This window comes from Gemmobacter lanyuensis, assembly GCF_014652355.1.
Lineage (GTDB): Bacteria > Pseudomonadota > Alphaproteobacteria > Rhodobacterales > Rhodobacteraceae > Gemmobacter > Gemmobacter lanyuensis.
Genome location: NZ_BMYQ01000014.1, coordinates 38,151 through 52,383, shown reverse-complemented (window position 1 = coordinate 52,383; position 14,233 = coordinate 38,151). Strand labels below are relative to the sequence as shown.

Below are 14,233 nucleotides of genomic sequence, written 5' to 3'. Positions count from 1 at the left end.
TCAGATCCCCAGATAGGCTTCGCGGATGCGCGGGTCGGCAATCAGCTCGGCCGCCGTGCCTTCCATGGTAATGTGGCCGGTTTCCATCACATAGCCCCGATCCGCAATCTTCAATGCGCCAAAGGCGTTCTGTTCCACCAGCAGCACGGTGACGTTCAGCGCCTTCAGGCCCTTCACCACATCAAAGATCTGCTGCACGATGATCGGCGCCAGACCCATCGAGGGTTCGTCAAGCAGCAGGCACGACGGCCGCCCCATCAGCGCCCGTGCCATGGCCAGCATCTGTTGCTGCCCACCCGAAAGGCCCCCCGCGGCGAGATTGCGCTTTTCCTTGAGGATCGGGAACATCTGGAAGGCGTCTTCCATATCCCGGTCAACCCGGTCATCGCTGAAAAGAAACGCGCCAAGACGCAGGTTTTCCTCAACCGTCAGGTTGGTGAAGATCTGCCGCCCCTCGGGCGATTGGGCAAGTCCCCGGCGCAGGCGCTTGTAGGCGGGAACGGGGGTCAGAACTTCACCCCGGAAGGTGATCGACCCGCCCGACACCGGCTGCACGCCCGAAAGGCAGCGCAGCAGCGTGGTTTTGCCCGCGCCATTCGCGCCGACGACGGTGACGATCTCGCCGCTGTCCACATGCAGATCGATGCCGTGCAGCACCTCGATGCGCCCATAGCGCGAGCGCAGCCCCTCAACCGTGAGCATGTTCCGCCTCCGTCCCCAGATATGCGGCAATGACAGCCGGATCGCGGCTGACGGTGGCCGGATCGCCTTCAGCGATCTTTTCACCATGGTCCAGCACGACGATATGGTTCGAAATCCGCATGACCATCTTCATGTCATGTTCCACCAGCAGGATCGCCACGCCCGACGCTGCGACCTCGGCAATCAGGTGGTCGATCTCTTCGGTTTCAACCGCGTTGCAACCGGCGGCCGGTTCGTCAAGCAGCAGCACCTTCGGTTGCAGCGCCAGCGCGCGGGCAATCTCTAGACGTTTCAGCGCGCCGTACGAGAGGTTCGCCGCCTCGCGTTCGGCGGCACGGTCCAGACCCACCCGGGCCAGCAGCGCCCGCGCGCCTTCTTCCGCAGCCCGCGCCCTGCGGCGCGAGGACGGAAGGCCCAGCAGGTCCGCCAGGATCGGCCCGCGTTCCTGCAGGTGATAGCCCGACACGGCGTTTTCCAGCACGGTCATGCCCTGAAAGATCTGCAGGTTCTGGAAGGTGCGCGACATGCCGCGCCGCGCCAGAAGATGCGGCGACATCGCCGTCACATCTTCGCCGCTCAGCACCACCTTGCCCGCGCCGGGCTGATAGACGCCCGAAATCATGTTGAACAAGGTGGTCTTGCCCGCGCCATTCGGCCCGATCACGGAAACGATCTCGCCGGGCTTGACCTTGAAGCTGACATCATGGACAGCGCGCAGGCCGCCAAAGGTGATGCCAAGACCCTGAATTTCCAGCAGGCTCATTCGCCCCTCCCCCGGATCTTGCGGAGCACCGAGGGCAGCAGCCCATCCCGCATGAAGATCATCACCAGCATCATCACCGCACCCAGCATCAGCTGTTCATATTCGGCAAAGACGGTCAGCACCTGCGGCAGCAGCGTCAGGATGCCTGCGCCGAAGATCGCGCCTAGCACCGACCCCGCACCGCCCAGAACGGCCATGGTCACCATTTCGATCGAATGCATGAAGCCTGCGACATCGGGAGTGACGAACTTGTTCATCAGCGCCAGCAGCGATCCCGCAACCGAGGCATAGACCGCAGAGATGACAAAGGCCTGCAGCTTGAGCTTTGCCACATCGACGCCCACGGTACGGGCGGCAATCTCCGACCCGTGCAGGGCGCGCAGGGCGCGGCCCGTAGGGCTGTTATACAGGTTCAGCACCAACCACGCGCCGATCAGCAGGCAGATGCCGCTGAAAAAATACCAGAATTCGCCATTCGCCAGCTTCAGGCCCATGTCCTTCAGCAGGTCACGCAGGCCCAGATCCGGCACTTCGATCCCGTCGGGGCCCTTGGTCAGCCAGCGCTCGTTCGACAGCACCATCGACACGAGGATGCCGAAGCCGAGGCTCGCCACACCCAGGTAATAGCCCTTGAGCCGCAGGATGGGCCGACCGACCAGCCAGGCCATGATGGCAGAAATCACGGCGCCCAGCACGATGGCCAGCGCGGGATGCAGGCCCAGATGCACCGGCGCCAGCGCGCAAGCATAGGCGCCGATCCCGGCAAATCCGGCATGGCCAAGGCTGACCTGTCCGGCATAGCCGGTCAGGATCACGATCCCCAGAACCGACAGGCCGTTGACGAAGATCAGGGCGCCCACTCGATAATAATAGCCCGAGGGGAAGAACAGGGGCGTCAGCGCGATCAGCGCCGCCAGCACCAGAAGCGTTGCAGTTTTCGGGGTCAGTTTCATGGTCACACCCGATCCGTGGATTTGCGGCCGAACAGGCCCTGCGGCATGAAGAACAGCACGCCCAGAATGACGATGAAGGCCGCCGCATCCTTGTAGGTCGAACTCAGGTAGCCCGCCGTCAGCGACTCCAAGAGGCCCAGCAGGATACCGCCCACCAGCGCGCCCTTGGGATTGCCCATGCCGCCCAGCATCGCCGCGGCAAAGCCCTTCAGCGCCAGCGCGATCCCCACGTCATAAGAGGTCATGGTGATCGGCGTCACCAGCACCCCGGCCAGTGCGCCGATGCCCGCCGACAGGGCAAAGGACAGCGTCATCACCCAATTCGTGTTGATGCCCACCAGCTGCGCCGCGAGTCGGTTGTTCGAGGTCGCAAGCACCGCCCGCCCCGTCAGAGTCCGGGTGAAGAACAGCCAGAGCGCCACGAACACGACCAGTGCGCCACCGATCACCCAGAGGCTCTGCGGCAGGATCGTCGCGCCCAGGATGTGAAGCGGGTCGTCGCCGGTGAAGGCCGGGAAGCGGTGGATCTGCTTGTCGAACACCAGCTGCGCAGCGCCGCGAATGAAGATCGATGCGCCGATGGTGATGATGATCAGCGACACGACCGGCGCGCCGCGCGCGGGTTCGATGGCCAGCTTGTTCAGCGCCACCCCTAGGGCCGAGGTCGCCACAACCGCAACCAGCGCCGCCAGCGGCAGCGGAAGCCCCGCCGCATGGGCAAAAACCGTGGTCATACCGCCCAGCATGACGAATTCGCCCTGCGCGAAGTTCACCACGTCAGAGGCATTGTAAATGATCGTAAAGCCAAGAGCGACGAGCGCATAGACCGCGCCCACTGTCGCCCCCGACAGAAGGAATTGCATAAGTTCCGACATGAGAACCGCTCCGGCTGGCGTCAGGGGGGCATGGGGCGGCCATATCGGGCCGCCCCGGTCCGGCCCGATTACGGGCCGGGATGGCTCACTCGACGATGGTCCATTTGCCGCCCTTGATCTCGAGCATGCGGAACGCCGAGAGATCAAGGCCGAGGTGGTTTTCCGGCGACATGGTATAGACGCCGGTGGTGCCGACCAGACCCGAGGTCGCCTCGATGGCGTCCCGGATCGCGGCGGGTTCGGCGGAACCCGCGCGGGTGATAGCATCCTTCAGGATCAGGAAGGCATCATGCGCGTAGCCGCCAAAGGTGCCGACCGGGGTGCCGGTCTTGGCCTCGAACGCGGCCTTGTAGGCGGTGACGACCGGCTTTTGCGCGTCGTCTTCCGGCAGGATGTCGGCGATCAGCAGCGCGGTGCCCGGCAGGCGCACGCCCTCGGCCGCATCGGCACCGGCCAGTTCGATGAACCCGTCCGAGGCCACGCCATGCGACTGATAGAGCGGCAGGTCGATGGCCAGCTGCTTGTAGTTACGTGTCACGATCGACGGGCCTTGGCCAAAGCCGGGGTTCAGCACCGCCTGAATGCCATCGGCGCCCTTGATGTTGGTCAGCTGGGCGGTCATGTCGGCATCTTTGGGATCATAGGTTTCGTCGGCGACGATCTCGATCCCGTAGTTCCCCACGACCGATTTGCACTGCGCCTGCATCGAGGCGCCAAAGCCGTCGGTGCCAGAAATCATGCCGACCTTGGTGAAGCCGCGCTTCTGCATGTCTTCGAAGATCTTTTCGCAGGCCATGCGGTCAGTATGCGGGGTCTTGAAGGTGAAGGGCTTCACCGGCTCGATGATCTCGACCGCACCGGCGAGCGAAATGAAGGGCACTTCGGCGTCTTCCGCAACCGAGATGATCGACATGGTGGTGCCGGTGGTCGAACCGCCGATGATGGCGACGACTTCGTCATCTTCGACCAGACGGGTTGCGAAGGTGCGGGCTTTGTTCGGATCACCGCCGTCATCATAGAGCACCAGCTCGACCTTTTCGCCATTGATGCCGCCGGCGGCGTTCAGCTCTTCCACCAGCATTTCCAGCGTCTTGGCTTCCGGATCGCCCAGAAACGAGGCCGGGCCGGTGGCCGAAACGGTCGCACCAATCTTGATATCGGCCATGGCGGCCGTGGCCAAGCCAAGCGCCATGAGGGTGCCGAGGGCAGTCGTCGTCAGGGTCTTCATGAAGTTCCTCCTCCCAGAGAACAGTTTGGAACGGGTCAGGCCGCCACCGGCATCCGCCACATCACGCGGCGGAAACGGGGAGCGACGAAATCGGTATCGGTCAGGCTGGCATTCCCGGCGGGGTTCGCGCCGGTGACGTGGAAGTCGCTGAATGCGGCTGATTGGTTGACGAAGATATTGCCGGTCAGGTTGACTGACAGGTTTACCCCCGCCCGGGCAAAGGCCTGCACGGCGCGGCCGATGCGGGCGGAATCGGTGTCATAAAGCGCAGCGGTGATGGCGCCCTTGGTTTCGGCCAGCGCAGCCGCACGGGTGATCCCCGCATCGGCATCGGCCACCGGCACGATAAAGGCGACAGGGCCGAAACATTCATCCTCGGCCGCCTTGGCCCCCTGCCCTTCCGGCACGACCAGCAGCGGCGTCGCACTGCGACCCTGCGCCAGTGGCGCCGAGGCGCGGATCACACGGCCGAGGGCTTGGGCAGCCTCGACCCGGGCAAGGGTTGCCGGGTTTGCAACCGCACCGCAGACCCCCGCCGCGCGGGCAGGATCGGCCAGCAGACGGTCGATGGCAGAGGCCAGACCTTCGGCCACGGCGTCAAAGCTGAGATGGCCACCCTCTGTCTCAATCCCGTTTTCGGGCACAAAGATCGTCTGAGGCGACGTGCACATCTGCCCGGAATAGAGCGAGAGGGAGAAGGCAAGGTTATCGCACATGCCCGCGAAATCATCGGTCGCGGCGATGGTGACCGTGTTCACCCCGGTTTCTTCCGTAAAGAGCTGCGCCTGCGCCGCATGGCCGCGCAGCCAATTCCCGAAGACCGAAGACCCGGTATAGTCGATCAGCTTTACCGCCGGATCGGTCGCCAGAGTCTTGGTGATTTCGGCCCCCGCCTCATCCACGGCCAGCAGCACGGCATCGGCAGGAAGACCTGCCTCGACCAGAACCTCACGCGCGACACGCACGGTCAGCGCCAGCGGCAGGATCGCCGAGGGGTGCGGCTTGACGATGACCGGGTTGCCAGTCGCAAGGCTGGCGAAAAGGCCCGGATAGCTGTTCCAGGTCGGGAAGGTATTGCAGGCAATGACCAGCGAAAGACCGCGCGGCACGATGGTCCAGTGCTTTTCCATCACGATGGGCGCGGCCTTGCCTTGCGGTTTTTCCCAACGCGCGGTGGCGGCAAAGCGGGTCATTTCGGCATGGGCCATGGCGACGGCCTCAAGCCCGCGGTCCTGCGCATGCGGGCCACCCGCCTGAAATGCCATCGGGAAAGCCTGCCCGGTCGTGTGCATGACGGCATTGGCCATGACGAAGGACAGACCATTGAGGCGCTGCAAGATCTCAAGGCAGACGCCGACGCGGGCTTCGACCGAGGCGGCCGCCAGCGCGGGTGCGGCCGTACGGGCCGCAGCAATCAGCGTGGCGGGTTCGGCGGTGGGGTAGCGAATCCCCAGCTCCGGACCCCAGGGGGAAATCTCAGCCCCGAGGCGCTGTGATTCGGGGTGACCAGGCAGATCGAAGGGTTTGGCCAGCAGTGCGGCATAGGTCGCATCGCCGTCGGCCTTGGCGGTTTCGCCATAAATCTTGCCGCTTGGCACTTCCGGGAAGGGCGTCCAGAATCCGCGTGCGTAAAGGGCCGCAGTTGCGGCTTCCAGCATCGGGCGATGGCGTTCAAAGAAAACGGTCATGGGCGTCCTCCTCCCTGTTGCGCTTTATCATTGACCGGCCGGTCGGTTTATGCAACAAAAAACTTAAGGCGCCGGGAACAGATCTTCTGCTAGGCGAGGGAGAGAGGAAAGATTATGTCCGACACGGTGCTGCAAAGCCTGAATGCTGGCGTGCTCCAGCTGACCCTGAACCGCCCCGACAAGCTGAATTCCTTCAACGAAGAGATGCACCTTGCGCTGCGCGCGGGCATCCAGCGCGCGCATGACGATGCCGAGGTGCGCGCCGTTCTGCTGACCGGTTCGGGACGCGGCTTTTGTGCCGGTCAGGATCTGGGCGACCGTGACCCCCGCAAGGGCGGACCGGCCCCAGATCTGGGCCATACGCTGGACACCTTCTACAATCCGACCCTGCGCCTGATCCGTGCGCTGGAAAAACCCGTGGTTTGTGCCGTCAATGGGGTGGCCGCGGGTGCGGGCGCGAACATTGCCTTTGCCTGCGACATCGTGCTGGCTGCGCGCTCGGCGAAGTTCATTCAGGCTTTCGCCAAGATCGGCCTTGTCCCCGATGCGGGCGGCACCTGGAACCTTGCGCGGATTCTGGGCGAGCCGCGCGCCAAGGCGCTGGCTCTGACGGCCGAACCCCTGCCCGCCGAAAAGGCCGCGGACTGGGGTCTGATCTGGAAGGCCGTCGAGGATGCAGATCTGTTGGCCGAGGCGACCGCCCTTGCCAGCAGCCTTGCCGCCGGGCCGACGCTGGGCTTGGGCCTGACCAAGCGCCTCATTCAGGCCGCCGCCACCACCTCCCTTGACGAACAGCTGGATCTGGAGCGCGATTGCCAGCGCACCGCCGGGCGCAGCGCCGATTATGCCGAAGGCGTGACCGCCTTCCTTGAAAAGCGCAAGCCGGAGTTCCGCGGCCAATGACCGATCTCGCCCAGATGACCCCGCAACAGATTGCGGAAGCCAGCGCCGCCGCCATGTGGAATGGCGACAGCACCTCGCAGCGGCTTGGCATGACGCTGGATCACGTCGCGCCGGGCGCCGCGACCCTGTCGATGACCGTGACCGAGGCCATGTCGAACGGCCACGGCAATTGCCACGGCGGCTACATCTTCACGCTGGCCGACAGCGCCTTCGCCTTTGCCTGCAACAGCCGCAATCAGGTTGTCGTGGGTCAGCACTGCTCCATCACCTATCTAAACCCCGTCCGCATCGGCGACCGTCTGACCGCCGCCGCTACCGAGATTTCGCTGCGCGGCCGGTCGGGGATCTATGATATCCGCATCACCAATCAGGACGGTGTGCATGTGGCCGAATTCCGCGGCCATTCACGCAGCGTCAACGGCACCCATCTGCCGGTCACCGCCTGACCGGCGCACAGCATTCCAAGGGAGGACACCATGGAAGACCTCACCCCCCGCAAGCAGGATCTCGACCCGATCGAGATCGCCTCGCGCGATGAAATCTCGGCGCTGCAATTCCACCGCATGAAGCGGTCTCTGAAGCACGCCTATGAAAACTCGCCCTTCTACCGCAAGCGGTTCATCGAACATGATGTCCACCCAGAAGAGCTGAAGTCGCTGTCCGATATCGCGAAGTTCCCCTTCACCAACAAGCAGGACCTCCGCGACACCTATCCCTTCGGAATGTTCGCCGTGCCGCAGACCAAACTGGTCCGCATCCACGGCTCGTCCGGTACCACCGGCAAGCCCACCGTCGTTGGCTATACCGCCAATGATATCGATGTTTGGGCCAACCTGATCGCACGCTCGATCCGCGCGGCGGGCGGGCGCCCCGGTGACATCCTGCATAACGCTTATGGCTATGGCCTGTTCACCGGCGGTCTGGGCGCCCATTACGGCGCCGAACGTCTGGGCTGCACCGTGGTGCCGATCTCGGGCGGGATGACGGAACGTCAGGTGACCCTGATCACCGACTTCAAGCCGCGCATCATCATGGTGACGCCGTCCTACATGCTGTCGATCCTCGACGAATTCCGCCGTCAGGGCATTGATCCGCGCGAATCCTCGCTGAAGGTCGGCATCTTCGGGGCCGAACCCTGGACCAATGCCATGCGCCAGGAAATCGAGGAAGCCTTCGACATGCATGCCGTGGACATCTACGGCCTGTCCGAAGTGATGGGCCCCGGCGTGGCGCAGGAATGTGTGGAAACCAAGGATGGCCTGCACATCTGGGAAGACCACTTCTACCCCGAAATCATCGACCCGGTGACGGGCGAGGTTCTGCCCGACGGCCAGATGGGCGAGCTGGTCTTCACCACACTGACCAAGGAAGGTCTGCCGATGGTGCGCTACCGCACGCGCGACCTGACGCGCCTGCTGCCCGGCACCGCCCGGTCCATGCGCCGCATCGACAAGATCACCGGCCGCAGCGATGACATGATCATTCTGCGCGGCGTCAATGTCTTCCCGACCCAGATCGAAGAGCAGATCCTGAAGTGCAAGGGCCTTGCCCCGCATTTCCAGATCGAGCTGACCCGAACGGGCCGGATGGACAATATGACCGTCCATGTCGAATGCACGCCGGATATGGCAACCGAAGACGCCCGCGCGAAATCGGCCAAGGAACTGGGCCATCACATCAAGAGCGTGGTGGGCGTCACAACCCGCATCGAAGTGCGCGATCCGAACACGGTTGCCCGTTCCGAAGGCAAGGCCAAGCGCGTCGTCGACAATCGCCCCAAGGAATGACGCAAGGGCAACGGATGGGCGGTGACTCGGCCCGAACAGTCCGTTAAAGCTGGGGGGCCTCGCGCCCCCCTAATTTTTGCGGAGTAGCGACAAGCGACACGGTGACAGGAATGGCTCGAACAAGAGCAAGCGACTTTGAGGAAAAACAGCGCGGTCTGCTGGATAAAGCAGCCGAGGTCTTTGCCGAACAGGGCATGGAGAAAGCCTCGATGTCGCAGATCGCAACACATGCGCAGGTATCAAAGGCGCTGCTGTATCACTACTATCCCAGCAAGGATGCGCTGATCTTCGCGATCATCATGACGCATCTGGAAGAGCTGGATGTGGCGATCGAGGCGGCAGATGACCCCGCCCTGCCCCCCCAACAGCGGCTGCGGAAACTGGTCGGCACTGTGCTTGAGGCCTATCGTGGCGCCGACAACCAGCACAAGGTGCAGTTGAACGGCACCACGGCGCTGTCGGACGAACAGAAGGCGGAAATCACCGCGCTGGAGCGGAGCATCGTCAAGCGATTTTCGCTGGTGCTGGACCAGATCAATCCCGATCTGAACACCAAGGAACGGCCGCTGCTGATGCCGGTGACCATGTCGCTGTTCGGGATGATGAACTGGGTCTACATGTGGTTCCGCGATGGCGGACGCATCAGCCGCGAAGATTATGCCGATGTGGCAACAACCCTGATCCTGGAAGGGATCAAGGCTGTTCGCTGAACCGCGCGCGTTCCAGAACCAGCGGATCATAGGCCGGCGCGGTTGCGCGGCGACGGTCTGGTTCGGCCTCTGTCAAGGGCACAGCAGGGACCAGCTTGTCGCGCGCCTCCAGTGCGAGGCGCTGATAGATCGCTGTGCCGCGGCTTTTCCAGGCGATTTCGTCTTCGGTCAGCGCGCGGATAACCTTGGCGGGGGACCCCACCGCCAGACTGCCGGGCGGGATCTGCGCCCCGGCCTTCACAAAGGCCATGGCCGCGACGATGGTATTTTCACCGATCACGGCCTCGTCCATCACCACGGCATTCATGCCGATCATGGCGTTGCGGCCGATATGGCAGCCGTGCAGCACCGCGCCATGGCCGATATGTCCCGCCTCCTCCACCACGACATCCTTGTCGGGGAAGGAATGGATGACACAGGTTTCCTGCACGTTTGACCCGCGCTGCAGCAGGATCCGCCCGAAATCGCCCCGCAACACGGCGCCTGGCCCGACGTAAACCGCCGGGCCGATATGCACGTCACCGATCACGACCGCCTCGGGGTGGACGAAGGCGGCCGGATCGATGACCGGCACCAGGCCGTCATAGGCGTAGATGCGGCTCATTCCGCAGCCTGGGCGGCCACGGGGGGCCATTCTTTCGCGACCATGGTCAGCACGTCATATTGCGCGACCACGGCCCCATTCTGGTTGGTGACCTGACAATCCCAGCGCACCTCGCCGTGTTCGGCATTGGCGCGGGGGTTGATCTCTTTGCAGGTCAGGCGGACTTGCAGCGTGTCGCCGAAATAGACCGGGGTCAGGAAGCGCAGGTTATCCACACCGTAATTCGCCAGCACCGGGCCGGGGTTCGGTTCGACGAACAGCCCCGCCGCGAACGAGGCGATCAGATAGCCATGCGCCACGCGGTCATCAAAGAACGGGTTCGCCTTGGCGGCGGCACTGTCCATATGAGCGTAGAAGGTATCGCCGGTGAAATGGGCGAAGTGTTCCACATCCTCTTGCGTGATGGTGCGCTTGGCGGTGATCAGCTGATCACCGATCCGCAGTTCGGCCAGTGATTTGCGGAACGGGTGGATGTCGTAGAAGGCATCGGCCCCTTCGATCCAGCGGCCAGTCACGGCCGACAGCAGACGCGGGCTGCCCTGCACGGCGGTGCGCTGCATGTAATGCTTCACCCCCCGCATGCCGCCCATTTCCTCACCCCCGCCGGCGCGGCCGGGGCCGCCGTGGATCAGACCCGCAAGCGGCGACCCATGCCCGGTCGAGGATTTCGCCGAAGCGCGGTTGCCGATCAGCACGCGGCCGTGGAAGGGCGCAACGCCCAGCACGACGGATTCCGCCACTTTCGGATCATCGGTAAAGACCGAAGACACGAGCGAGCCTTTGCCGCGCTTGGCCAACGCCACCGCCTCTTCGATGTCATCATAGGGCATGACGGTCGAAACCGGGCCAAAGGCCTCGACATCGTGGACCGCGGTCGCCGCGAAGGGCTTGTCGCAATACATCAGCACGGGGTTCAGGAAGGCCCCCTTGGCCGCATCGCCCGACGTGACGCGCACATCATCGGGATTCCCAGCCACGATTTCGGCATCGGCCTGCAGATCCTTGATGCGGGCGCGCACTTCATCGCGCTGATCGAGGCTCGCCAGTGGACCCATGCGCGTTGCCTCTTCGCCCGGCAGGCCAAGGGCGGTCTTGCCCAGGCGGTCGCGCAGTGCCTCGACCAAGGCCTGAACATGCGCGCGGGGCGCAATGACGCGGCGAATGGCCGTGCATTTCTGCCCCGCCTTGACCGTCATCTCGCGCGCGACTTCCTTGACGAACAGGTCGAATTCAGGCGTGCCCGGCCCGGCATCGGGGCCGAGGATCGAGGCGTTGAGGCTGTCGGCCTCCATGGTAAAGCGCACCGAATTGGCGATCACCGCCGGGTGGGACTTGAGCTTGCGCCCCGTCCAGGCCGAACCGGTGAAGGTCACGGCGTCCTGTTCGGTGACATGATCCAGAAGATCCCCGACCGATCCGCAGATCAGCTGCAGCGCGCCATCGGGCAGGATGCCCGTTTCCGCGATACGGCGCACCATCAGTTCCGTCAGATAGGCGGTCTGGCTTGCGGGCTTCACAAGGCAGGGCACCCCGGCCAGCAGCGTCGGCGCAATCTTTTCCAGCATCCCCCAGATGGGGAAGTTGAAGGCGTTGATATGCACCGCCACACCCTGCAGCGGCGACAGGATATGCTGCGCGGCAAAGCTTCCGTCCTTGGAGAGAACCTCAACCTCGCCATCCACCAGCACGCGGGTATTCGGCAGTTCGCGCCGCCCTTTCGAAGCGAAGGAGAGCATGGTACCGATCCCGCCTTCGATATCGACCCAGCCATCGGTGCGGGTGGCACCGGTATGCAGGCTTTCTGCATAGAATTCTTCTTTCATGCCCATCAGCGCCATCCCCAGCGCCTTGAGCATGGCCGCCCGGTCATGGAACGACATCGCCCGCAGACGCGGACCCGCGACCTCGCGCCCATAGGCGAGCGCGGCGGCAAAATCGATCCCGGTGGAGTCGATGAAGGCCACGGGGTCGCCCGTCGCGGCATCCAGAAGGGCCTGCCCCTCGCGGGCGCCCGGGGTCCATTGTCCGCAGACAAAGCTTTCAAGACGGCGCGGGGTGCGGGCCGGTGCGGTCATGGCGTTTCCTTCAGTCTTGGTCTTTCAGGGGCAGTCTGGTCAAAAACGGGGGGCGCGAACCGCGCCCCAACCGTGCAATCATCCGTTCAGGTCAAGCCGCGTGAACAGGTCATCGACCTGCCGCTGCCACATCGCCAACAGGGTCTCATTCGGCGCATGGCGCAGGCCGAACTTCGCCAGCGTCTCAAAGCGCGCGGAAGCTGCAACACCAAAGCTCGCCGCAACGCGGGGGCGCCAGTAGGCGATAGCGGCGCGCACATCGCCGCGGCCCGCGTCCGAGACGATCAGCCGTTCCAGACCTTCGATGCCAAGTTCGGCATGGCGGGCTTCACGCGGCGCGATCTCGCGGAAGACCTCGGCCAGCGGACCGTAAGAGACGCGGGTCAGTTCGGTCATCTGCACGCCGGTCGCAAGGCCCATCAGCACATTCATAACCACCGCATCGGCCCAGCCGATGATCGGGTAATGGAAGACAGACAGACGCATGTCGCCACCACTGCGCCGGGTACCAAGATCGGCATCCCGCGCCTCACGCGCAGCCCAGTCATGCTGCACCTGATACCGGGCCGTATCGGTGCCGAAGCTGCCCATCACGGTCAGGACGCGTTCGGCATGATCAGCCTTTTCCAGCGTGATGCGGCTTGCGGCGATGCGCTCTTTGATCCCGGGGGCAAAATTGATCGCCCCCGCAAATCCGGCCGAGGCCGCAAGTTCGCTATCCACGAAAGACCCCATCAGGCGCAGCAGTTCCCCGCGATAGCGCGGCGGAACATTGCCAGGCGAGGTGAGCACCCCGCCCTGGGCCAGATAGTCGTCGATGTTCATCGTCTCGGTCATGGGTCAACCCTTCATTCGTCGAAGGTGACGACGACGCGGTCGGTCAGCGGCGTTGCCTGGCAGGACAGCACATAACCCGCGCGAACTTCGTAATCTTCCAGCGCATGGTTCACGGCCATCTCAACCTCGCCTTCCAGCACCTTGCAGCGGCAGGTCGAACAGACCCCGGCCTTGCAGGAATAGGGCGCGTCCATATTGGCATCGAGGGCCGCATCAAGGATCGACTGACCCGAACGCGGCATGGTGAAGCTGCGGGTTGCCCCGTCCAGCGTGACCGTCGCCTCGGTTCCGGTGCCGGGCGCGATCGCCACCTTCGAGACGGCCTTGGCGCGCGCGCGGCCCGGCTGACCGCTGGCGAAGAGTTCAAACTTGATCTGCGCGTCGGTCAGGCCATGGTCGCGCAGGCTGGCCGCAATCGCCAGCATCATCGGCTCGGGGCCACAGATAAAGGCAGTGTCCACCGTTTTCGGGTCAATCCAGTGCTGGAACAGCGCCTTCATCTTCTCGGCATCGACGCGCCCGGTGAAAAGGTCGATCTCCTGCGCCTCGGCCTCGAGCACATGAAGCACCGAGAACCGGCCCAGATAGGCGTTCTTCAGATCCTCAAGCTCTTCCCGGAACATGATCGAATTGATCTGCCGGTTGGCATAGACCAGCGTGAAGCGGGCTTTCGGTTCGCGCGCCAGCACGGTCTTGATGATCGAAAGCACCGGGGTGATGCCCGATCCGCCCGCAAAACCGAGGTAGTGCTTTTCGGCCTCGGGCTCGATGGCGGTGTAGAATTTGCCCATCGGCGGCATGGCGTCGATTTCATCGCCCGGCGCAAGGTTTTCATTGGCCCAGGTGCTGAAGGCGCCGCCTTCGACACGTTTGATACCCACCTTGAGCACGCCTTCATCCTTGCCGGCGCAGATGGAGTAGGAGCGGCGCAGCTCTTCTCCGTCGAAATCGCGGCGGAAGGTCAGATACTGGCCTTGGGTAAAATCGAACAGCGCGCGGTCTTCGTCGCGCGGGGCAAGCGTCACCACCACGGCGTCACGGGTTTCGCGGCGGACATCGGTGACCTTCAGGGAATGGAAGCGTGCCATTGGGGTGTCCTGCTAAGAAG

Annotated in this window: 14 protein-coding genes; 4 read left to right on the top strand and 10 right to left on the bottom strand. The window is 63.9% G+C overall.

Features of this window, described 5'->3' with window-relative positions:
• The 6 genes from IE101_RS16790 to paaN all read right to left on the bottom strand — a co-directional run bounded on the left by IE101_RS16790 (position 1) and on the right by paaN (position 6,209).
• Entirely contained in the window at positions 1 to 702 is a 702-nt protein-coding gene (locus IE101_RS16790) for an ABC transporter ATP-binding protein (protein ID WP_189635006.1), read from the bottom strand.
• A complete protein-coding gene (locus tag IE101_RS16785; protein WP_189635005.1) occupies positions 689 to 1,465 on the bottom strand; it encodes an ABC transporter ATP-binding protein in 777 nt (258 codons plus the stop codon). The genes IE101_RS16790 and IE101_RS16785 overlap by 14 nt, the downstream gene beginning before the upstream one ends.
• The gene (locus tag IE101_RS16780) at positions 1,462 to 2,418 is read right to left on the bottom strand and encodes a branched-chain amino acid ABC transporter permease (RefSeq protein ID WP_189635004.1); all 957 of its coding nucleotides are present in this window, start codon (positions 2,416 to 2,418) and stop codon (positions 1,462 to 1,464) included. Before IE101_RS16780 ends, IE101_RS16785 begins: the two co-directional genes overlap by 4 nt.
• 2 nt (positions 2,419 to 2,420) lie before the next feature.
• A complete protein-coding gene (locus IE101_RS16775) occupies positions 2,421 to 3,293 on the bottom strand; it encodes a branched-chain amino acid ABC transporter permease (protein WP_189635003.1) in 873 nt (290 codons plus the stop codon).
• Between the two features lie 85 nt (positions 3,294 to 3,378).
• On the bottom strand, positions 3,379 to 4,521 hold the full coding sequence (locus IE101_RS16770; RefSeq protein ID WP_189635002.1) for an ABC transporter substrate-binding protein: 1,143 nt from the start codon (positions 4,519 to 4,521) through the stop codon (positions 3,379 to 3,381).
• A 35-nt stretch (positions 4,522 to 4,556) separates the two neighbouring features.
• Positions 4,557 to 6,209 carry a phenylacetic acid degradation protein PaaN gene (paaN, locus tag IE101_RS16765; RefSeq protein ID WP_189635001.1) on the bottom strand — a complete coding sequence of 551 codons (1,653 nt, stop codon included), beginning with the start codon at positions 6,207 to 6,209 and terminating at the stop codon, positions 4,557 to 4,559.
• Positions 6,210 to 6,323: 114 nt separating this feature from the next.
• On the opposite strand from paaN, the gene paaG reads away from it, so the two are divergent.
• The 4 genes from paaG (at position 6,324) to IE101_RS16745 (ending at position 9,609) form a co-directional block, all read left to right on the top strand.
• Entirely contained in the window at positions 6,324 to 7,112 is a 789-nt protein-coding gene (gene paaG / locus IE101_RS16760; RefSeq protein WP_189635000.1) for a 2-(1,2-epoxy-1,2-dihydrophenyl)acetyl-CoA isomerase PaaG, read from the top strand.
• A 14-nt stretch (positions 7,113 to 7,126) separates the two neighbouring features.
• Positions 7,127 to 7,558, top strand: a complete 432-nt coding sequence (gene paaI, locus IE101_RS16755) for a hydroxyphenylacetyl-CoA thioesterase PaaI (RefSeq protein WP_373296133.1) — start codon at positions 7,127 to 7,129, stop codon at positions 7,556 to 7,558.
• Between the two features lie 30 nt (positions 7,559 to 7,588).
• Positions 7,589 to 8,899: a phenylacetate--CoA ligase PaaK gene (gene paaK / locus IE101_RS16750; RefSeq protein ID WP_189634998.1), complete on the top strand. Its 1,311-nt coding sequence runs from the start codon at positions 7,589 to 7,591 to the stop codon at positions 8,897 to 8,899.
• A 110-nt stretch (positions 8,900 to 9,009) separates the two neighbouring features.
• Positions 9,010 to 9,609, top strand: a complete 600-nt coding sequence (locus tag IE101_RS16745; RefSeq protein WP_189634997.1) for a TetR/AcrR family transcriptional regulator — start codon at positions 9,010 to 9,012, stop codon at positions 9,607 to 9,609.
• Here the strand turns inward: IE101_RS16745 and IE101_RS16740 are convergent.
• The 4 genes from IE101_RS16740 to paaE form a co-directional block, all read right to left on the bottom strand.
• Complete coding sequence (locus tag IE101_RS16740; RefSeq protein WP_189634996.1) at positions 9,593 to 10,213, bottom strand: acyltransferase; 621 nt, start codon at positions 10,211 to 10,213, stop codon at positions 9,593 to 9,595. The two genes, IE101_RS16745 and IE101_RS16740, sit on opposite strands and share 17 nt — an antisense overlap.
• Positions 10,210 to 12,288, bottom strand: coding sequence for a phenylacetic acid degradation bifunctional protein PaaZ (paaZ, locus tag IE101_RS16735; RefSeq protein WP_189634995.1), 2,079 nt, complete (start codon positions 12,286 to 12,288; stop codon positions 10,210 to 10,212). Before paaZ ends, IE101_RS16740 begins: the two co-directional genes overlap by 4 nt.
• Positions 12,289 to 12,366: 78 nt before the next feature.
• Positions 12,367 to 13,125 carry a Phenylacetic acid catabolic protein gene (locus IE101_RS16730; protein WP_189634994.1) on the bottom strand — a complete coding sequence of 253 codons (759 nt, stop codon included), beginning with the start codon at positions 13,123 to 13,125 and terminating at the stop codon, positions 12,367 to 12,369.
• A gap of 11 nt (positions 13,126 to 13,136) precedes the next feature.
• Positions 13,137 to 14,213 (bottom strand): 1,2-phenylacetyl-CoA epoxidase subunit PaaE, encoded by a 1,077-nt coding sequence (gene paaE / locus IE101_RS16725; protein WP_189634993.1) that lies wholly within the window; start codon positions 14,211 to 14,213, stop codon positions 13,137 to 13,139.
• Positions 14,214 to 14,233: the final 20 nt, after the last annotated feature.